17 protein-coding genes and 2 pseudogenes are annotated in these 20,228 nt (G+C 72.0%); 14 read left to right on the top strand and 5 right to left on the bottom strand.

The window, feature by feature from the left end:
- Positions 1 to 13 precede the first annotated feature (13 nt).
- Both B5D66_RS06735 and B5D66_RS06730 read left to right on the top strand, forming a co-directional pair.
- Positions 14 to 763, top strand: a complete 750-nt coding sequence (locus B5D66_RS06735; RefSeq protein ID WP_144390001.1) for a Mut7-C RNAse domain-containing protein — start codon at positions 14 to 16, stop codon at positions 761 to 763.
- 656 nt (positions 764 to 1,419) lie between these two features.
- Entirely contained in the window at positions 1,420 to 2,532 is a 1,113-nt protein-coding gene (locus B5D66_RS06730; RefSeq protein WP_078760762.1) for a hypothetical protein, read from the top strand.
- Here the strand turns inward: B5D66_RS06730 and B5D66_RS06725 are convergent.
- Positions 2,511 to 2,990, bottom strand: coding sequence for a MarR family winged helix-turn-helix transcriptional regulator (locus B5D66_RS06725; protein ID WP_159457228.1), 480 nt, complete (start codon positions 2,988 to 2,990; stop codon positions 2,511 to 2,513). The two genes, B5D66_RS06730 and B5D66_RS06725, sit on opposite strands and share 22 nt — an antisense overlap.
- A gap of 196 nt (positions 2,991 to 3,186) precedes the next feature.
- Between B5D66_RS06725 and B5D66_RS06720 the strand changes: the two genes are divergently transcribed.
- From B5D66_RS06720 to B5D66_RS06680, 9 genes and pseudogenes are all read left to right on the top strand, one after another.
- Positions 3,187 to 4,200 (top strand): ACP S-malonyltransferase, encoded by a 1,014-nt coding sequence (locus B5D66_RS06720; protein WP_078760760.1) that lies wholly within the window; start codon positions 3,187 to 3,189, stop codon positions 4,198 to 4,200.
- Between the two features lie 145 nt (positions 4,201 to 4,345).
- Positions 4,346 to 5,587, top strand: coding sequence for a beta-ketoacyl-[acyl-carrier-protein] synthase family protein (locus B5D66_RS06715; protein WP_078760759.1), 1,242 nt, complete (start codon positions 4,346 to 4,348; stop codon positions 5,585 to 5,587).
- A 14-nt stretch (positions 5,588 to 5,601) separates the two neighbouring features.
- Positions 5,602 to 6,816: a beta-ketoacyl synthase N-terminal-like domain-containing protein gene (locus B5D66_RS06710; RefSeq protein WP_078760758.1), complete on the top strand. Its 1,215-nt coding sequence runs from the start codon at positions 5,602 to 5,604 to the stop codon at positions 6,814 to 6,816.
- 55 nt (positions 6,817 to 6,871) lie between these two features.
- Positions 6,872 to 7,651 carry an SRPBCC family protein gene (locus B5D66_RS06705; RefSeq protein ID WP_144390000.1) on the top strand — a complete coding sequence of 260 codons (780 nt, stop codon included), beginning with the start codon at positions 6,872 to 6,874 and terminating at the stop codon, positions 7,649 to 7,651.
- A gap of 1 nt (position 7,652) precedes the next feature.
- Positions 7,653 to 8,381, top strand: a complete 729-nt coding sequence (locus tag B5D66_RS06700; RefSeq protein WP_078760756.1) for a 4'-phosphopantetheinyl transferase family protein — start codon at positions 7,653 to 7,655, stop codon at positions 8,379 to 8,381.
- Positions 8,382 to 10,017: 1,636 nt separating this feature from the next.
- Entirely contained in the window at positions 10,018 to 10,296 is a 279-nt protein-coding gene (locus B5D66_RS06695; protein WP_200813562.1) for an ArsR/SmtB family transcription factor, read from the top strand.
- A complete protein-coding gene (gene arsB / locus B5D66_RS06690; protein WP_078760754.1) occupies positions 10,296 to 11,384 on the top strand; it encodes an ACR3 family arsenite efflux transporter in 1,089 nt (362 codons plus the stop codon). Before B5D66_RS06695 ends, arsB begins: the two co-directional genes overlap by 1 nt.
- 20 nt (positions 11,385 to 11,404) lie before the next feature.
- A complete protein-coding gene (locus B5D66_RS06685; RefSeq protein WP_200813548.1) occupies positions 11,405 to 11,836 on the top strand; it encodes an arsenate reductase ArsC in 432 nt (143 codons plus the stop codon).
- Between the two features lie 161 nt (positions 11,837 to 11,997).
- Positions 11,998 to 13,067, top strand: a pseudogene (locus tag B5D66_RS06680) (ArsO family NAD(P)H-dependent flavin-containing monooxygenase).
- An 18-nt stretch (positions 13,068 to 13,085) separates the two neighbouring features.
- Here B5D66_RS06680 and B5D66_RS26590 read toward each other — a convergent pair.
- Positions 13,086 to 13,345, bottom strand: a pseudogene (locus tag B5D66_RS26590) (IS982 family transposase); the annotation flags it as partial.
- Positions 13,346 to 14,137: 792 nt separating this feature from the next.
- Between B5D66_RS26590 and B5D66_RS06675 the strand changes: the two are divergent.
- Together B5D66_RS06675 and B5D66_RS06670 are read left to right on the top strand one after the other, a co-directional pair.
- Positions 14,138 to 14,896, top strand: a complete 759-nt coding sequence (locus tag B5D66_RS06675; RefSeq protein ID WP_159457226.1) for a GAF and ANTAR domain-containing protein — start codon at positions 14,138 to 14,140, stop codon at positions 14,894 to 14,896.
- Positions 14,897 to 15,050: 154 nt separating this feature from the next.
- A complete protein-coding gene (locus tag B5D66_RS06670; protein WP_235000816.1) occupies positions 15,051 to 15,905 on the top strand; it encodes a SigB/SigF/SigG family RNA polymerase sigma factor in 855 nt (284 codons plus the stop codon).
- A 113-nt stretch (positions 15,906 to 16,018) separates the two neighbouring features.
- Here B5D66_RS06670 and B5D66_RS06665 read toward each other — a convergent pair whose 3' ends face one another.
- Together B5D66_RS06665 and B5D66_RS06660 are read right to left on the bottom strand one after the other, a co-directional pair.
- Complete coding sequence (locus tag B5D66_RS06665; RefSeq protein WP_078760752.1) at positions 16,019 to 16,276, bottom strand: hypothetical protein; 258 nt, start codon at positions 16,274 to 16,276, stop codon at positions 16,019 to 16,021.
- The gene (locus B5D66_RS06660) at positions 16,273 to 17,376 is read right to left on the bottom strand and encodes a baeRF2 domain-containing protein (protein WP_078760751.1); all 1,104 of its coding nucleotides are present in this window, start codon (positions 17,374 to 17,376) and stop codon (positions 16,273 to 16,275) included. The genes B5D66_RS06665 and B5D66_RS06660 overlap by 4 nt, the downstream gene beginning before the upstream one ends.
- Positions 17,377 to 17,629: 253 nt before the next feature.
- Here B5D66_RS06660 and B5D66_RS06655 point away from each other — a divergent pair, with 253 nt between their 5' ends.
- Positions 17,630 to 17,818 carry a hypothetical protein gene (locus B5D66_RS06655; protein ID WP_078760750.1) on the top strand — a complete coding sequence of 63 codons (189 nt, stop codon included), beginning with the start codon at positions 17,630 to 17,632 and terminating at the stop codon, positions 17,816 to 17,818.
- Between the two features lie 100 nt (positions 17,819 to 17,918).
- Here the strand turns inward: B5D66_RS06655 and purL are convergent, their stop codons facing one another.
- Positions 17,919 to 20,219, bottom strand: a complete 2,301-nt coding sequence (gene purL / locus B5D66_RS06650) for a phosphoribosylformylglycinamidine synthase subunit PurL (RefSeq protein ID WP_078760749.1) — start codon at positions 20,217 to 20,219, stop codon at positions 17,919 to 17,921.
- Positions 20,220 to 20,228 lie beyond the last annotated feature (9 nt).

Genomic DNA, 20,228 nt, shown 5'->3' with positions numbered 1-20,228 from the left:
GCATGCTGGGGTGATGGAGCCCCAGCAGCTGTGCCTGCGCGTGGCGGAGGAGCTCCGGTTCTTCCTGCCGCCCCGGCACCGGTATGCCGACGTCCACGTCCCCTATGACGGGACCTCGTCGCTGGGGCACGTGGTCGAATCGGCCGGCGTCCCCCTTCCCGAGGTCGGCGGACTCCGTGTGGCCGGCCGTCCCGTCGCCCCCTCCCACCGTCCCGCCTCCGGCGACACCGTGGAGGTCCTTCCGGTCCCCCGTCCCCAGCCGCTGCCCTTCTCCCCGCCCCGTTTCCTCCTCGACGTCCACCTGGGGACACTGGCCCGACGGTTGCGCCTGGTGGGTCTGGACACCACCTACCACAACGACCGGGACGACGACGTACTGGTGGAGGAGGCCAACGCCGAGCGCAGGATCCTGCTCACCCGTGACCGGGGCCTGCTGCGCCGGCGACCGCTGTGGGCCGGCGCCCACGTCCGCGGCACCCGCCCGGACGAGCAGTTCCACGACGTCCTGGGCCGTTTCGCCCCGCCGCTGGCGCCCTGGACCCGCTGTACCGCCTGCAACGGGCCCCTGGAGCACGTGGGCAAGGGCGAGGTGGAGCGCCGGTTGGAGGAGGGGACGCGGGCGACCTACGACGCCTTCGCCCGCTGCCTGGACTGCGACCGCCTCTACTGGCCGGGAGCCCACCACGATCGGCTCACCGCGATCGTCGCGGCGGCGCAGCGGACGGTCGCCGAGGCCGGCGCGCGCTCCGTCGACCGGATGTGACGCCCGCCCGCCGGGTCGGTCATGGACCGCCCGGCGGGCCCGGTGGCCTGTGCCCCGCGGCATGGGGGCCGACCGCGCCTCGGCCACGTCGTCGCCACGGACGATGTTCTCGCCCGTCCCGCCCTGACGGCGATGCGCTTTCCCCTGCCACGACCATCCGTAATTCGTTTACGGCGGAGCACGCCGACGCCCCCTCCGAAATCCTTGGCCGGAATTCCAGCAGCCGCTTTCTGCCCTCTCCTCCTCCAGTCACCGAAACACATCTCCAAACAGCCCCAAACCAGGAAAACGGCATCGGCCCGCATAGCGGAGAAGACGGTCGCGAAAAGAACCGGAATCCGCTTCCGGGAGTTCTCACCGCCACCCTCGACGGATTTCCGCGCGCCCACCCACACGCGCCGCTCCCCACCCTCTTCCACCTCGGCGTGGCCACACTCCCTGGATACGGACACCCCTACAGGCCACTTCCGTGGCAGCGAAACAGAAAAGGGGGTCCTCATCCCGCTATCGTCCCGGACTTCCGGGAATCCCGGGGAAGTCACTGTTCCGGTCCGAGCAAGCACCCTTTCTATATGATGTGTCCCGCGGCCGGAGGGCAACGGATTCGCGTTCGGGACATGGCGACGCCTGGACCGTAAGGCGACAACGGGGGATCGATGTATTTCCATTTCGAACCGACACGAACGCGCGAGACCGTGTTCTCCGGTGGCCGCGGCGGGATCACCGGTGACGGCCCTCCCCTCACCCACGTCCCGTCCGGCTCCTCTTGCGGAGACCCCACGGCCGAGACGGTCGAGAGCCCTCTCACGGGGGTCTTCCTCGCCTTCGCCCGGCGTCTCGACGGGGCCGTGGGCCACGGAACCGTCGCCGCGGCCCTCTCCGCCGACGAGGCGCTGCGCGAAGCCCGCCGCAGGATGCGCATCATCGGCCGTTTCCCCGGGCGCAACCCGGCTCGGGGGACGGCGGTGCCGGCCGACGCCCCCGACCGGCACCATCGGACCCTCGCGGACGGGGGGATCACCGCCTGGGGCGCGCTGAGCGGAAACAGATACACACTGGAGCCGCGGGCCGTGCTCGGACCGGCCGGCCGGTCCCGCCTCCCCGAGGAGGAACTGCTGGGCGCCATCGACGCCACCGAGATCGACGCGGTCTCCCCCCGGCAGGTGGAGACCGCCGTGGCCGAGGTCATGGCGATCGACGTGGCGATGCGGTGGTGGCGGCGCCCCACCCCCGTCCTCGTCCCCGTGCACGAGGAGGCCGAGGCCGCCCTGCCCGAGGCCGCTCGCGCCGAGGCCCGCGCGGCGGGGTTGTCCGTGTCCGGCTACGCGCTGCGCGGATTCGAGTTCGCGATGGCCCTCGTGGTCCTGCACCACGCGGACCGCACCTCCGGCACCTGGGGCACGGCCGTCGGTCCGGGGCTCGACGCGGCCCTGCGCGGCGCCGTGCTGCGCTGTGTCGAGAAACGCGCCATCCCTGTCTCGGGCTCCTCCTTCCCGCTCCGGGCACGCCGGCTGGCCGGCTGGCACTGCACGCGGGAATATCTGGAATTCCTGGACCATCACTGCGGTGACGCCCCGCCCCGCGCCTTCGCCCCCCTCGAAGAAGCCCGCTACTGGACCTCCCTCGCCGAGCTCAGATTCGGCGGCGAACCCCTGCTCGTCTCTCCGTGGGACTGCCCCGGCCTGGGCAGTGTGCGGGTGGTGTGCCCTGGCGCTGCGTCCTCCTGGGACGCGGTCACGGGACCCGACTACGTCTGCCCGTTCCCGTGATCGTCGCCCCGCGCCAGGAGCTCCAGGGTCTGGCGCAGTACGGTGCGCTGCGCCGAGTCCAGGCCGGCCAGTAGCCGGGCGTCGACGCCGGCGCCGAGCGGCCGGAGCACCTCGCGCTGGAGCCGTTCGCCCTCGGCGGTGAGACTCACGGCGTACCGACGACGGTCGTGGGGGTCGCGGACACGTTCGACCAGGCCGAGACCTGTCAGGTGATCGATGATCCCGACCATGCTGGTGCGGTCGATGCCCAGTTCCCGGCCGATGTCCTGCTGGGAGCGCGGGCCGGCGGATTCGATGAGCGTCAGCACCCCGACGTCACGCGACCGGAGGTTGTGGGGACGCAGCTCGGCGTCCAGTTCGCGCACCGCGACACGGGTCACCCGGGCCAGGAGGGAGACCACTGCTTCGCCGGAGGTGGCCTCCCGGTCCCCCGCCAGTGCCTGCTCGCTCGATCGCACGTCGTCACCTTCGGCCGAAATCCGCGGACGGAGTGCCGGAACCCCTGCTCACGGCTTCTACAAATATCAGCATAACCAACGATCCGGAGCACCATCTAGGAACGACCGGCTCGAAGCGCCACCGGAACCTTGATCACCGTCCAACATAATCGTCAGTAAAGCTGATTGACAAGGAAGCTGATCGTTTGTAAAGCTGATGGCGTTCCGCGGTGGCGGAACGCCATGTCCTGTCGCACCAGCCGGAGAGGGATCGGTGGCCACCGAAATCGCCTTTGTGTTCCCTGGTCAGGGGAGCCAGTCCCCCGGGATGGGGGCCGACCTGTTAGAGCGCTCTCCGTCCCTGCGCCGCGCCCTGCGCCTCGCCGAGGAGATCACCCGCTCCGACCTCACCGGCGCCATGCTGCACGGTCCCGCCGAGCGGCTCGGCGCGACCGTCACGACCCAGGCCACCGTCTTCGCGGTCTCGGTCGCGGTCGCCGAGCTCGCCGCCGAACGCGGGTTCCGCCCCGCCGCGGTCGCGGGGCACAGCCTCGGCGAGTTCAGCGCGCTCGTCGCGGGCGGCTGGCTCGACCTCGCCTCCGCGACGCGGGCCGTGGTCCTGCGGGCCCAGGCCATGGAACGCTGCTGCGTCTCCTCCCCCGGCGCGATGGCCGCGGTCATCGGTCTGGACGTCGAACGGGTCGCCCCGCTCCTGCCGTCCGGTTCCGACGTGGTCGTCGCCAACGTCAACGGCCCCGGCCAGGTCGTCCTGTCGGGCCCCAGTGCGGAGGTCTCCTCCCTCGAGGAGCCGTTGCTCGCCGCGGGGGCGGCCGGCTACCAGAGACTCCCCGTGGCCGGGGCCTTCCATTCCCCGCTGATGGCCGCCGCTCAACAGGAGTTCGCGCCCGTCGTCGACACGCTCCCCCTGCGCCCGGGACACACGCCCATGGTCTCGAGCATCACCGGCGGGTTGGTCGAGGATGTCGACACCTATCGCGAGCTGCTGCGCGGCCAGATCACCGCCCCGGTCCAATGGGAGCGGACCGCGACCACCCTCCTCCGGTTGTGCCCCGACGGCGCGGTCGAGATGGGCCCGGGCCGGGTGCTGCGCGGTCTCCTACGCCGCGTCGACCGCTCCTGGCCCGTGGCCAACTGCCGGGCGTGGCCCGACCTCCCTGCCCTGGCTCACCGCTTCGGCACCGACCCGGCGACCCGGCTTCCCGTCGGCTGATCCCCCCTCCCGCCCCCGTGGCCCACCCCTCTCCCCACGCGCGCGGCCCCCGGCACTCCCCCGTCCCGCGTTCCGCCCCTCGGCGGTCATCCCCCACCCATCGCCCCCGGGCCGCGCACGGCGGCCCCAGACCCAAGGAAACCCAATGCGCAGAGTCGCCATCACCGGTCTCGGAGTACTCGCCCCGAACGGAACGGGCGTGAAGGAGTACGCCCGAGCCCTTTGGGAGGGGCAGGGCGCGATCTCCCGCATCACCGCCTTCGATCCCTCCGGCCACCACTCCCGCATCGCCGGACAGGTCGACCATCCCTCGCTTCCCTCGGGTGCGGCCGAGGACCCCGACGGCGAAGACCGCGTGGTACGCATGGCCCAGATCGCCGCCGACGAGGCCCTGGCCTCCGCTGGGCTTCCCGACCCCCGGGTCAGCCCCGACCGCATCGGCGTGGCCGTGTCCAACGCCATCGGCGGCATCTTCATGACCGAGCACTTCGCCGACATCACGGCCGGGGGCACCGGACCGATCGACGTCCGGGCCGCCCATCCCCAGCTGCACCGCGCCGCCACCTTCGCCACACCCGGCAGCGTCATCGCCGACGCCTACGGTTTCGAGGGGGTGTGCGCCACGCTCACCACCGGCTGCACCGGCGGCAACGACGCCATCGGCTTCGCCCTGGACGCGATCCGGCGCGGTGACGCGGACGTGATGCTGGCCGGCGGCGCCGAGGCCCCCGTCAGCCCCTTCGTGGTGGCCTGCTTCGACGTCATCGGGGCGCTGTCCGTGCGCAACGACGACCCCGAGCACGCCTCACGTCCCTTCGAACGCGACCGCGACGGTTTCGTGCTCGCCGAGGGGGCGGGGCTGGCCGTACTGGAGGAGTGGGAGCACGCGCGGGCCCGCGGGGCGACCGTGCTCGGCGAGGTTCTCGGCTACGGCAGCGTCAACAACGCCTTCCACATGACCGACCTCGACTTCGACGGCGCCGACCTGGCGCGCTCCTTCCGGCTGGCGTTGGAGGACGCCCGCTGCGGACCGGAGCGCGTGGGCTACATCAACGCCCACGGCAGCTCCACCCCGCAGAACGACGTCTGCGAGACCAACGCCATCAAGAGCGTCCTGGGCGCACACGCCCGGACCACCCCGGTCAGCTCCACCAAGTCCATGGTCGGCCACGCGCTGGCCGCGGCCAACGCGCTGGAGTTCGTGGCCTCGGCCCTGGCCCTACGCGACGGCGTGCTTCCTCCCACCATCAATCTGTTCGAAGCCGACCGGTACTGCGACCTCGACTACGTGCCCAACACGGCGCGCGAGGCCGATCCCGGCGTCATCGCCAGCCTGTCCAGCGGGTTCGGCGGCATTCACTCCACTGTCGTGCTCGGTGCCGTGTGAAGAAGGAGACGAGGATGCGTCAAGTCGTCATCACCGGCATGGGGATCACCCTGCCAGGGGCCCATCGGCCCGACGAGTTGTGGGACCTGGCCGTGGCCGGACACAGCCAGGTCGCGCCCATCGATCGCTTCGACACCACCGGGCACACCTGCCCCCGGGCGGGCGTCGTCGCCGACGAGGCGCTCGGGGCGCTGCCCAACCGACTGCGTAAACGGATGGACCGCTTCAGCGCGCTGGCCCTGGCCGCCGCCGACTCCGCCCTGGCCGACGCCGGGCTCTCCCCCGACGGCCCCGCCGGCGACATCGGCGTCTACCTGGGGAACATGTACGCCGGCTGGGAGATCACCGAACCCAGCCTGCGCCGCCTGTACACCCAGGGCTACACCGGCGTCAGCCCCTACATCGCGTCGGCCTGGTTCCCCACCGCGGCGCAGGGACAGGTCACCATCGCGCGCGGTCTCAAGGGGTTCAGCAAGACCGTCTCGGCCGACACCGCCGGCAGCGCCCTGGCCATCGGCTACGGCATGCGCGCCATCCAGGAGGGCCGGGCCCGCGTGATGCTGTGCGGTGGCGCCGAAGCCCCCATCACCCCCTACGCCTACACCTTCTGCACCAACGGCGGGCGGACGAGCCCCACCGGCTACCTGCCGTTCGACTCACGGGCGAACGGCTTCTGCGTCGGGGAGGGTGCGGTCTTCCTCGTCTTGGAGGACGCCGAATCCGCGCACGCGCGTGGTGCCCGCGTCCACGCGCGCGTCTCCGGCTTCGGGGTGGGCCGTGCCCGCCAGAACGAGGTCTTCGCCGGGCCCGGGCGGCGGGCGCTGTCCCGGGTGATCAGCACCGCCGTATCCGAGGCGGGCATCAGTCCCGACCTGGTCGACTACGTCGGCCTGGACGCCCAGGGCACCGTCGCCGCCGACGAGGCCGAGCTGGCCGTCCTGGAGTCCACTCTCGGCCCGGCCGGTGACCGTCGCGGGCAGACCACCATCAAACCGGTCACCGGGCATCTGCTCGGTGCGGCGGCCGCGGTCGAGGCGGCCGGCGCCCTGCTGGCCATACGCCATGGCGTCACGCCCGCGATCGCCTCCTCCCCCACTGAATCCGGGGCCACGGACCACCATCTCGCACCGGTGAACCGCGCCCCACGTCGGCGCCCCGTGCGCAACGCACTCGTCAACGCCCGGGGCGCCGACGGAACCGTGGCCGCCTGTCTGATCAGCGCGGCCTGATCCGGGGATCGCCATGTGTCCACGGACAGTCCCACCCGACAACCGAGGAGCCCGAATGACCCAGTGCACGTCCGGAAACAGCGTCTACGACAAGGTGCACCGCGCCCTCGTCGCGCTGGACATCGACGCGGCGAAGATCCGCCCCGAGACCGACCTCAAGGCCGAACTCGACATCGATTCGACCGAACTGGTGGAGATCGCGGCGTCGGTGACCGCGGGAAGCGGCCGCCGCGTCGACGGCAAGACGCTCAAGGGGGCGCGTACCGTCTCCGACCTTGTCCGGTTGCTGGAGGAACCCCCCTCCGGCGACTCCGCGTCCACCTCCGAAGGAGCCGACCGCCCCATGTACCACACCGAACACTCGGTGACGATCGACGCTCCGCTCGAAATCGTCTGGGAGGTCCTTTACGACGTCGAGGGCTATGCCCGGCTCTTCCCCTCGACCCTGGAGTCCACCCTCGTCGAAGAGGGTGAGGACTACCAGGTCGTCCGCCGACTCTCACAGGAGAACGGCCAGACCCAGACGTGGTTGACCCGTCGTGACATCGATCTGGCCAACCGTGTCATCGCCTTCCGCCGCCTGGACGAGGCCCCCCTGTTTGAGACGATGACCGGCGAGTGGCGGCTCTTCCCCTATCGCAACGGCGGCACCCAGCTGGTCGCGACCCACGACTACCGTTTCCGCGCGGCGGTGGACGGCCGGATCGCCGGCCGCTACACCCCCGAGGAGGCCGCCGAGCTGGTGCGCGGCAACATCGATCGTGGTTCCTCCGAGAACCTGGCGGCCTTCAAGCGCGAATGTGAGCGTCGGCACCAGCTCGCCCTGACGGGGTGAGGTGTCCGCTCCAGCGCTCGTCGGCATCGACATCAGCTCCATACGTGGTTGGCGTGACCGGATCACCCGTACCCCTTCGGTCTGCGCCACCGCGTTCACCCGGGAGGAGATGTCCTGGGCAGAGGGCTCTCCTCTCCGTTACGCCCGTCTGTGGACGGTCAAGGAGGCCGTCCTCAAGGCGTTGGGAAGCGGATTCGACGGTGTGGGCTGGCGTGGGGCCGAGGTCTGTCCCGGCCCCACGTGGCCCGGTGGGGTCCGGTTGCCTCCCTCGGCCGGGGACGCCCACCGTCTCGCCCCGTGGTGGTCGGCGAGCACGGTCGTGGGTGGGCACGCCGTCACCGTCGTGCTGCGTGGCGGTCTGGCCGCGCGTTGCGCCGTCGCCCTGCGTCCGTTGCGGGAGGTGACCGACCGTGGGGCGCGCAGGCGGGCCGCGTCCGCGGCTGCCCGGGCCGCCGCCGCGGACGCGGCCCGCCTGCTGGGCCGGCCCCGTCCCCTGTCGTGGGGGGTCGCCGATTCGGGGGCTCCGGTGGCCCGTTCCGCCTCTGGTCGGGAGTTCGTCCTCTCCCTGAGCCATGACGACCGGTTGGCGGGGGCGGTGGTGGTCGATTCCGACCAGGGGAATCGGCGACGGGACAGGCCGTCCCTGCACGCGCTCCCTGTGGGCCTGTCCCTTCGCTTCATCCCCTTGGTGGTCGACTACGGCGGAAGCAGGCTCGACGCCGCCCGTTGAGGAGGACGCTTCTCGGGTCCATTGTCCGCTCAGCCCGGCCGGGCCGGTCTCCTAGGCGATGCCGACGAACCGTGCCCGATCCCCGTGTCCGGCGTGGACGGGATGCGGCTCACATGGGTTTTCGCCGTGGCCGGGCTCGACACCGGCCGATCGGGCGGTCGCCTCGTCGGACAGCCCGATGGCTCCCACCTCCCGTTCGTGGCGCGAGCACGTGGTAGGTGGGGGGTGACGATTCCGACGGTGCGGGCGGCGGGGAACGGCGGGTGACACGGCGCTGTCGGGCCGACCGTCCCGGCGTGTGCAAGGGACACCCTGGCGGAAGGAGCGGCCGAGGGGGAGGCGCTCCCGCGACCGTGGTGTGCCCGAGGCCGGTGTCCTTTCCGCGCGGCGGTGCCGGGGGCGTCTTTCCCAAGGGCTTCCGACGGGGAGGCGACGGCCCCGTCCTCACCGCTCTCCCATCCCGCGCCGCGACGCTAGGCCGATATCGGCGGCGCGCGGGAGCACCCGGATCGGCGCCGTGGGTCTGCTCCCGATCACCCGGTCGAATCGCGGGGACCCCGTGTCTTCGGCGTCCTCGGAAAGAAGCCCGCGCAACGGGAAAACCTCCGAGCAGACCGGCCGTCGCCACTCCGACCGTCTTGCCGATCCTCCGCCCGGTGTCCGTCCGCCTCCCTCCCGCGTTCCCCCTGTCCGGCGAGATTCACGCTGGTCAGCCGGCCGGCCGTGGTCATCGGCCGCGCGACGTCGCCTGGACCGCACACCCGGACGCGGGGGCGGCCACACCTGCGATGGGAGGAGACCGGCGGGGAAGGCTGGGGCCGGTCCCGACGTAGAGGGGGGATCGATCGCCGGGACCGGCCGGGCGCAGGCGGCCCACGCCGGCCGCGTACACGCCCACGGGTGGTCTTCACGGGGAGGGGGATCCGCGAGCCACCCGAAACTGACAGTAGGGGCGGCGTCCCGCTCTTGCGCGAAAACGGCGGTGTTTCGTATGAACACATGAAAAAGTCGTCGTGGGACCGACGACCCTGGACATCATCGGTCGGCTGTGCATGGCCGCCCTCCCCGAAGGGCGAGCGGACGGCCGCTCCCCCGCGGAACGTCGTCGGTCGTCGCGCCCCGAGTCGGCCGGTCCACGGGCCTCGACGCGCGCCATTCCTCCTCCACGGCCCGCCCGGCCATCTTGTGGCGCGGTGCCACGGACTCGGCGGTGGGGAGGGCGCGCCTCGCGCCGGCCCCAGGGCTGCGGCTCTCCCTTCACGTCATATCAGGTGGACGGGGCGGATGCGGTCCTGTCGCGATACCGCGCCTGGCCGTTCTGCGACACCGCGTCGACGGACTCCGCCACGCCGAGCGCCCCGGTCGGGTCCGTGGGCCTTGGACTCGACACCAGGGAGGGCTGTCCGGCGACGGCCAAGACGGTCTCTCGCCCGCGGGCAGACCCCGGTCCGCGGGCGACGCGCGGGTGAACATCCTCACTCCCTCGGTGCCCACCGGGTCCGGGCCGTGGAGCGCGGCCGCCGTCTCGCCGCGTGAGGCGGCGGTCGGACGGGAGGCGCCCCCGCCGCCGCGGTTTGCGATCGGGCCGGAGAGAAGAGAAGATCACTCCATGCTGATATCAGCGGACAATGATGTGATGAGGGCACTGGCCGATCCGCTCCGGCTCCAGATCGTGTCCCTGCTCGCCCACGAGACCCTGTGCACCACCCACCTGATCGCCGAGACCGGGGCCCGCCAGACCAACCTCTCCAACCACCTGCGGGTACTGCGCGAGGCGGGCGTGGTCGAGACCGAGCCCTGCGGTCGCTACACCTACTACCGGCTGCGCCCCGAGGTCCTGGAGTCGCTGTCGGAGAAGCTCTCCGCCCTCGCGGCCACCGCCCGCTCCAGCGCCGACGTCCGGAGGCCCTGCTGATGTCCGCGACCGACACCTCGGTGTCCACGGCCGCGCTCACCCGGCGGCTGTCCTTCCTCGACCGCTTCCTCGCCCTGTGGATCCTTCTGGCCATGGCGGCCGGCCTGGGGCTGGGCCATCTCGTCCCCGGCCTGGACCGGGCACTGGCGGCGTTGGAGGTCGGCGGCATCTCACTGCCGATCGCGCTGGGCCTGCTGGTCATGATGTACCCGGTGCTGGCCAAGGTCCGTTACGACCGCCTGGACACCGTCACCCGCGACAGGCGGCTGCTGGTCTCCTCGCTGGTGCTCAACTGGCTCATCGGTCCCGCGGTCATGTTCGCCCTGGCCTGGCTCTTCCTGCCCGATCTGCCCGAGTACCGCACCGGCCTGATCATCGTCGGGCTGGCCCGGTGCATCGCCATGGTCATCATCTGGAACGATCTGGCCTGCGGCGACCGCGAGGCCGCCGCCGTCCTGGTCGCGCTCAACTCCGTCTTCCAGGTGCTCGCCTTCGGCGCGTTGGGATGGTTCTACCTCGACCTGCTTCCCGGCTGGCTGGGCCTGGACACCGGCGGCCTGGACGTCTCCGCCACGCAGATCGCCCTCAACGTGGTGGTCTTCCTCGGTATCCCGTTGCTGGCCGGCTACCTCACCCGCCGCATCGGTGAGAGGCGGATGGGCCGCGACCGCTACGAGACGGTGTTCCTGCCCCGGATCGGCCCCTGGGCGCTGTACGGGCTGCTGTTCACCGTCGTGCTGCTGTTCGCCCTCCAGGGGGGCACCATCACGGCCAACCCGCTCGACGTCGTACGCGTCGCGCTGCCGTTGCTGGTCTATTTCGTCGTCATGTGGTTTGGTTCCTTCGTCCTGGGCCGGGCCATCGGGCTGCCCTACGACCGCACCGCCACGCTGGCCTTCACCGCCGCCGGCAACAACTTCGAGCTGGCCATCGCCGTGGCCATCGCCTCCTTCGGGGTGACCTCCGGTCAGGCCCTCGCCGGTGTCGTCGGCCCCCTCATCGAGGTGCCCGTCCTCATCGGCCTGGTCCACGTCTCGTTGGCCTGGCGGCGCCGGCTCTCCCGCGGGGCCGTCGACGTCCGGCGGTGACCGGCCGCCCGCTCCCACCCATGACTACCAGGAACACGGTGATCCCCTTGTCCCACGTCCCCAGCGTGCTCTTCGTCTGCGTCCACAACGCCGGGCGTTCCCAAATGGCCGCGGGGTGGCTGCGCCACCTCGCCGGAGACGCGGTGGAGGTCCGCTCCGCCGGTTCGGCGCCCGCCGCTGAGGTCAACCCGGTCGCGGTGGCGGCGATGGCCGAGATCGGTGTCGACATCACCGCCGAACGCCCCAAGGTGCTCACGGCCGACGCGGTCGTCGCCAGCGACGTGGTCATCACCATGGGCTGTGGCGACGCCTGCCCGGTCTTTCCCGGAAAGACCTACCTCGACTGGCGGCTCGACGACCCCGCGGGACTCGGCATCGAGGCGGTGCGTCCCATCCGTGACGAGATCGGCCGTCGGGTCAGGGACCTGCTCCACGACCTGGGCGTCTCCTGACCCGTCCGCGCTCCTGGTGGGCGGAGGACGCCCCGGTTCGGGGCGCGGTCCCGGCTCGGTCGGGGCCGGGACCGCGCCCCTTCGCCATCTGACGAGGACTCGGCCGCCGCGCCTCCGGGTGGGAGGCGGTGCCCGGGTCCGGACTGATCGAGGAACCCTCCATGCCGAACGTCAACGGCCGTCTCCACGACGTGGTGGTGGTCGGAGGAGGCCAGGCGGGACTGGCCGTCGGTTACTTCCTGCGTCGCGCGGGCCTGGACTACGTCATCTTGGACGCCGAGGACGCTCCGGGCGGCTCCTGGCGGCACTACTGGGAATCGCTCCGGCTGTTCTCGCCCGCCGAGCACAGCGTGCTGCCCGGTTGGTGGATGCCCCGCCAGGAGGGCCGGGACTACCCCGACGCCGACCATGTGGCGCGTTATCTGGCCGCCTACGAGCGGCGGTACGCGCTCGCCGTACGCCGTCCCGTGCGAGTGCGCGCGGTACGCGCGCGCGAGGAGTGGCTGACGGTCGAAACCGACACGGCCACCTGGCGGGCGCGTCGGGTCGTCAGCGCCACCGGCACGTGGCGTGCCCCGTTCGTCCCGGCCTATCCGGGCCGTGCCGAGTTCGGCGGGCTCCAGCTGCACACGGTGGGCTACCGGCGCGCCGCCGACTTCCGCGGGCAACGGGTCCTGGTCGTGGGCGGGGGCAACTCCGCCGCCCAGATCCTCGCCGACGTCTCCCGCGTCGCCGAGACGGTGTGGGCCACCCGGCGCCCCCCACGCCTGCTCCCCGACGACGTGGACGGACGGGTGCTGTTCGACGCGGCAACGGAGCGGGTACGCGGCAACGGGGCCGGCGGTGTGGTCGGGCACATCGTCGTGGTGCCCGAGGTCGGGGAGGCCCGCGCGCGGGGCGTGCTGCGGGCGGAGCCGATGTTCGACCGTCTCACCCGCTCCGGTGCGCTGTGGCCGGACGGCACCCACCGCGACTTCGACGCGGTGACTGGTGTACCGGGTTCCGTCCCGTCCTGTCCCACCTGGGCCCTTTGGGGGTGCGCGGTCCGGGCGGTCGGGTCGAGGTCGAGGGCACCCGTAGCCGAAGGGAGCCCCGCCTGCACCTGGTGGGCTACGGCGACTGGACCGGGACGGCCTCGGCCACCCTGATCGGCGTCGGGCGCGGCGCCAAGAGCGCGGTCGCGCGGATCGGCGCCGAACTGCGGGAGTCCGGTGCCGCCCCCCGAACGTGATGGCCGCGGCCGCTGGATCGCTGCCGTGCGTGGGGCTGGTCCCGGATCGCGCGGGTGAGGGTCGTATTCGGACGGGTCTGGCCGGCGGGGCAAGAGGTGGCCGATACGGGCGGGGGCGGCGCGTATCCAGTGACGCTTGGAGTCATGGCGTAGCAGGACCTGGGCCACCGCGACGCAGACCGGTTCGGCGTCGGTGAGCAGCCGGTCGGGGCCGCGTTTGACGGGTTGTCCGCGCGAAGGCGGGACTGGTCGTCCAGGTGGACGGAGAGTGCACTCAGAAGGGCGTCAGGGTTGGTCGGCGCACACCGACCCTCGACGCCCTTCGCCGTGTCCGCGGGAGATCCAGAAACCCCCCATCAACGATCCAGCGTGGAGCGTGTGCGGCGGTCGGCCCCGGGGCCGGCGCTCACCGACTTCCCGTGCCGGCCGGACGTCAGCGCCGCCGCGCCCCCGGACCAGGCGCTCGGCGCGTCGTGGTGACCGCGGGCGTGAGCCTCCTCGCCGCCGGCCCGCACCGGCGCACCCGTTTCCTGGCCCGCGGCCAGGGGGTGATCGACCGTTTCGGCCTGCCGCCCCCTCGCCGAGGCGCGCGACCGCTGCGGGGCGGACGGCCCGTCCTGTTCCACGCCCAGGAGCCGGGCCGACCCGGCGTGACCTGGACCGGGCGGGGCTGCCCGAGTGGACACCGGGCTGGGACCCCGATCCCCAGGACGTCTTCTGCGACTCTCCGCGCTGTGAGCCGAACAAGGTCGAGCGCGCGGGGTTCCTCGGAGGAGGAGACCGGCCCGCCACCTCCTCGACCGGTGGACCTGATCCGAACGAGGACCGGGACACCGTGGTCCGGCTCACCGCGGGCGAGCGGAAGGGCCGGGACGCGCGCCTGGGGCGAATCCCCGCCGACCCGGCGCCCCTGGGCCCCGAACGGGCCGGCGGAAGACCCGCCCGCCCCTGTGCCGCCGTGCGCAACCGCGCTGGCACGGGGGCTCCCCGTGTCGCGTATGCTCCAAATGCTGGACGAGCAAGGTTCCTGCTCGCGCCCGCTTCCAGCCAGGCAGGCAGAAGGAGCCCACGTGGCCGAGCTCGAAACTGGTCCGGTCCTCCCCGAGTCCGCGAACGAGAGATTCGGCGACATCGTCGCCGTGCTCGGTGAGCTCACCCGGGTCCTCGCGCAAGAAGAGGACATGTCCACGACCCTCCAACGGATTCTGGAGCTCACCCTCCGGCTGATCCCCGGCTGCCACGCGGCCAGCGTCACCCTCCTCGACGACGCGGGCAAGCCGGCCACCGCGGTCGCCACCAGCGACGAGATCTACCGGCTCGACCAGGAGCAGTACGACCTGGGGGACGGTCCCTGCCTCGACGCCGCGCGGCGTCGGAGCACCAACCGCTGCCGGCTCGGCGAGGCCGAGCAGAACTGGCCGGAGTTCACCGCGACCGCCAAGAGGATGGGGCTGCGCAGCTACCTGTCGGCCGGCCTCATCTCCGAGGACGGGCGGCCGGTGGGCGCCCTCAACCTGTCGAGCAGGGACGACGACGGCTTCGACGCGCTGGACGAGGCGTTCATCGCGCTGTTCGCGCTGCCCGCGGCCGCGGTCATCACCGGTCGCGACCGCTACCAGCGTACCGCCGAGCTCGCCGCCCAGATGGAGGCGGCGCTGGCCTCCCGCGCGGTCATCGACCAGGCGATCGGGATCATCATGGCCCAGTCGGGGTGTGACGCCGCCGAGGCGTTCCAACGGCTGCGGCGCTCCTCCAACAACCAGAACGTCAAGCTGCGCGACCTCGCCGAGCGTATCGTCACCCAGGTGGGGGGCCAGGCCGAACGGTGATTCCGGCCGCGCCGCGGGTTCTGCACTAGACTGGGCGGCAGCACCGGGGTCCAGCAGCGGGCCCTGACACGGCGGTGGCGCCGGACGAAGGTGCCCCGACGGGTCCTCCTCCAGTAATTCGGTGCGAAGCTGTTCCTGCCCCCAGGAGTCAGCAATGCCTGCCATGAACGCAGGTGCCGGGGCCTCGATCCCGAACACACAGGATCGGGCCCGACCGGCCGCCGACCATCAGTCCCGAACATCCACCACGTCGGACCACGACGTGGTGACCGCCGGCCTGTTCGACCAGATGCGCCGCACCCAGTCCGGCAGCTCCCAGCGCGCCGTCCTGCGGGAGCGCATCGTCGAACACCACATCGGGCTGGCCAAGAGCATCGCCTCCCGTTACGCCCACCGGGGCGAACCGATGGAGGATCTGGAACAGGCCGCCCTGCTCGGCCTGGTCAAGGCGATCAACGGATTCGACCCCGACCTCGGCCACGACTTCGTCGCCTATGCGGTGCCGATGATGACGGGCGAGGTCAAACGACATTTCCGCGACAAGACGTGGGCGGTGCGGGTGCCGCGCCGCCGCCAGGAGCGCCGAACCGAACTCAACGCGGCGGTCCGGAGGCTCACCCAAGAGCACGGCCGCTCGCCGACCATGCGGGAGCTCGCCGAGGAGATGCGCCTTCCGCTGGACGACCTCTCCGACCTGATGGAGGCCGCCTCGGCTTACAGCGCGCTGTCCCTGGACTCGCCCGCGGGCGAGAACGAGGACGGCGGGATCAACCTCGGCGACACGATCGGCGGTGACGATCCGACCCTGGAGTCCGTCGTGGACCGTGAGGCGCTGCCGGCGCTGTTGTCGGCCCTGCCGGAGCGGGAACGTCGCATCGTGTTGCTGCGCTTCTTCGGCAACAAGACCCAGAGCGAGATCGCCCGCGAGGTGGGGATCTCGCAGATGCACGTCTCGCGCCTGCTGGCGGGGGCGCTCGCCCGTCTCCGACGCGCGCTGCTCTCCGACTGAGGGGCCGGCCTGTTCCCTCCCGCCGCCCAGGAGCGGATGGGGGTGGTTCCTCGTCGAAGGGGACGGGGGATCGGGGGCCTCGCCATCCCCACGGCGTCCCCGGAGGGGCGCGCTCAGCGTTCGTGGCGCAGGCGCTGCCACACCCAGTAGACGTTGAGGCAGGCGGCCACACAACCGGCCGAGAGCACGAGGGTCAACGGGGCCGAACCGGCCCACAGGGCCGCCGAGAGCGCGCCGACGAACAGGACGGCGACGCCGAAGACCGCGAGCACCAGTCGGAACAGCAGTGGGCTCGCGGGCCTCTCGAGGCTCCCCAGGGCTCCCTTGAGATGCCCGCGCCGTAGCCCGTCGCGTCGCCTGGCGTTTCTCACTCCTCCATGGTAAAGCGCAGCAGCGCGGCGACGCCGTCGGTGGCGTCCTTGGGATCGGGCAGCGTCGTGAACCCGGCGTCGGTGGCCTGGGCCGCTCGCAGGAGCAGGGCGCTCGCGGGGCCCTGGAAGGCCGTGTCAGGGTCGGTGAGCCGACCTCGCTCGGTCGACACCTCCAGCGGGTCGGTGGCCGAGGCCCACATCACGGGTTCGTCGATCACGTCCGGGCTGAGCAGCAGGGTCCGCACCTGGCCGGTGCGCAGCGCCCCGGCCGTGGAATCGGCTCCCTGCACGGCGCGCCCGTCCCTGCCCAGCTCCTGGGAGAGCTCGGCCAGCACCTCGGCGTGCCGCGCGTTCGCCCTGTCGCGCAGTCCCGCGTCCACGGCTTCGCGCAGGCTGTCGACCGCGCCTCCCTCGGCCCGGCCACCGGGCACCTCCACGACGAGGTCGTGGACACGCTCGCTCAAGTGCTCCCGCAGCTTGCCGATGGCGCGTTCGTCACCGCCCACGAACACCACGGCGGCCGACACCTCGGCCACGGCCTCCTCGACGTCTCCGGCGACGGCCGCCGCGTTCTCCGACCAGACCTCCTCGGAGTGACGCTGGTAGCGCTTGTGGGACCAGCCGCCGGCGTTGACCTTCTGCACGTGCAGTGTCGCGCCGCTGAAGGACCGTTCGTCCACCGGACCACCGTGCGCGGGGTAGGCGTCGACGTCGGCACCGAGACGGTCGACGGCCACGACGACGTGCGGCACGCCCGCGTCCAAGACGGTGACCAGTTCCAGCGGATCCCCGCCACGCCGCCAGGAGGCGCGATCGCGTACGGGAGGGCGCGGCAGCGTGTGGGCCGCGAGGATCCGTCCCTCGGCCGCGAAGAGCGCTTCTCCCTGCGGACCGGGAAGGTTCGAGACCCCGCCGACGACCCCGTCGAGGGCCTGGAGGGTCTCCTCGTCCGCTCCGCTCGCCGCGAGTTCCTCGCGCAGTCCACGCCAACGGAGTTCGATCTCCTTGGCGGCGCTCTCCGTGCTGCGCGTGGTGTCCAGATAGACCGAGGCGACCGGCCCGGACACGGAGTACAGGGGGTGCAGAAATCCAAGGTCCATGGCGTTGGGGCCGCGTCACGTGGACGTGACCCGTCCTCACCTCCACACGGCTGTCGTCTCTTCACTCACTTCACGGGCCGCTGCCCGTGAGCAAGGACGACATGCGAACAGTAAGGGATTCCTTACCCGTGGGGGAAGCCCTCCCTCGCGGAACCGGCGACGGGCGGCCGGTGACGAGGCGGTTTGTCGTCCGGAACGGCCGGGTAGCCGCGATGGAACGGCACGAGCACCGATCGATGAGAGGGGCGACGCCATGGAACGCGGCAGCGACAAGCACGGACCGCGGATCGACGAGCAGATGCAGGAAGAGGTGCAGGGGGCTCTGAAGGCCAACCGTCCCACCCGCGCTGACGAGGGGCGCGAGCCCGAACCGCTCGTCAACGACGACGGACGTCCCGCGACCGACCCCCAGGCCGGACTCGACGAGGACGAACGCGCCTAGCCGGACCGGCGGCCCGGCCGTTGGGAGCCGGGCCGCGGCGGGACCCGGACGCCACCGGGGTGAGGACCGCGCCCGGCCGTGAGGGCCGGGCGCGCGAAGGTCACTCCGCGTCGAAGATCGCGGGGAGCGCCGACTCGTAGACCGCGCGCAGCTCCTCCAACGGAATGTCGAAACCCCCGTCGGAGTGGCGGACGGCCAGCCCGGAACCGCCGACGGAGCCGATCGCCGTAGCCGCAACACCGTGCCGATCGCACAATTGGGCGAACACGGACTCGGCCTCCGGCCGCACCACGACGACCGCGCGGGCCGCGGACTCGCTGAACAGCTCCACGAACGGGTCGCCGGAGAGCTCCACCGAACAGCCCACCCCGCCACGCAGGCACGACTCGGCGAGGGCGACCACCAGACCGCCGTCGGACAGGTCGTGCGCGGCCGCGACGGCACCTTGGTCGGCGGCGTCGGCCAGCAGTTCGCCCAGCGCGGCCTCGGCGGCCAGGTCCACCCGCGGCGGCAGGCCGCCGAGATGGCCGTGGATGACGTCGGCCCAGGCCGAACCGCCCAGTTCCACCCGGGTCTCACCGAGCAGGAACACCCTGGCGCCCTCAAGGTCGCGCCCGAAGGCGCTGGTCAGCCGCTGGTTCACGTCGTCGATCACGCCCAGGACACCGATGACCGGCGTCGGGTTGATCGCCGTGCTCCCGGTCTGGTTGTAGAAGCTGACGTTGCCTCCGGTCACCGGGGTGCCCAGCTGCCGGCAGGCGTCGGCCAGTCCCCGGGTCGACTCGGCGAACTGCCACATGACCGCGGGATCCTCGGGAGAACCGAAGTTCAGGCAGTTGGTGACCGCGAGCGGCCGCGCCCCGGTGACCGCCACGTTGCGGTAGGCCTCGGCGTAGGCGAGCTGGGTGCCGGTGTAGGGGTCCAGACGGGTGTAGCGGCCGTTGCCGTCGGTGGCCAGCGCGACACCGCGGTCGCCCTCGTCGGTGATGCGGATCATCCCGCCGTCGTGCGGTGTGGCCAGCACGGTGTTGCCGAGCACGTAGCGGTCGTACTGGGAGGTGACCCAGGAGGGGTCGGCGATGCCCGGGGCGCCGAGCAGGCGCAGCGCCTGCTCGCGCAGCTCGGCGTCGGTACGGGGACGCTCCAGCCGCGCCGCGTCGTCGGCCTGGAGGTCGTCCTGCTCGGCGGGCCGGGCGTAGGGGCGCTCGTAGACGGGGCCCTCGTCGGAGGCGGTCCGCGGGGGCATGTCGACGATCGTCTCGCCACGCCAGGTCATCACCAGGCGGCCGCCCCGCTCGGCCTCCTCGGGGGTGACGTCGGTGACCTCGCCGATGACGCTGGCGAGGATGTCCCACTTGGCGCAGGTGGCCATGAACTCGTCGAGGCGGTCCGGCGCGACGATGGCCATCATCCGCTCCTGCGACTCGCTCATCAGGATCTCCTCCGGCGTCAACCGGGGGTCGCGCAGCGGGACGCGGTCGAGTTCGATGCGCATGCCACCGGTGCCGCCGGCCGCGAGCTCGGTGGTGGCACAGGAGACGCCGGCCGCGCCGAGGTCCTGGATGCCGACGACCAGGTCCTTGGCGAACAGCTCCAGGCTGCACTCGATGAGCAGCTTCTCCAGGAACGGGTCACCCACCTGCACGCTGGGGCGCTTGGCGTGGCTCTCCTCGTCGAAGGTCGCGCTGGCCAGCACGGAGGCGCCGCCGATGCCGTCGGGGCCCGTGGTCGCGCCGAACAGGACGACCTTGTTCCCGGGACCGGGGGCCTGGGCGAGCTTGATGTCCTCGTGCCGCATCACCCCCACGCACAGGGCGTTGACGAGGGGGTTGCCGGCGTACCCGGCGTCGAATCCGATCTCCCCGCCGATGTTGGGCAGACCGAGGCAGTTGCCGTAGAAGGAGATGCCCGACACCACTCCGGGCAGCACCCTGCGGGTGTCGGGGGCGTCGGCGGGGCCGAAGCGCAGCGCGTCCATGACGGCGACCGGACGGGCGCCCATCGTGAGGATGTCGCGGACGATCCCCCCGACACCGGTCGCGGCGCCCTGGTGGGGCTCGACGTAGGAGGGGTGGTTGTGCGACTCGATCTTGAACGTGACCGCGTAACCGTCGCCGACGTCCACCACGCCGGCGTTCTCCCCCATGCCGACGAGCAGCGCGTCGCTCTCGGGGGCCTTCTCGCCGAACTGGCGCAGGTGCACCTTGGAACTCTTGTAGGAGCAGTGCTCGCTCCACATGACCGAGTAGATGGCCAGCTCCGCGGAGGTCGGCCGGCGTCCGAGGATGTCGCGGACGCGGTCGTACTCGTCCTCCTTCATCCCCAGCTCGGCGAAGGGCTGCGGGGTGTCGGGGGTGCTCTCGGCCTTGGCTACGGTGTCGAACCGGGGTTCTTCGGGCATTGCGCGGTG

The sequence above is a fragment of the Marinactinospora thermotolerans DSM 45154 genome (assembly GCF_900167435.1).
Lineage (GTDB): Bacteria > Actinomycetota > Actinomycetes > Streptosporangiales > Streptosporangiaceae > Marinactinospora > Marinactinospora thermotolerans.
Note: the sequence above shows the minus strand (reverse complement) of the source record. Positions and strands in the feature narration are given on the sequence as shown.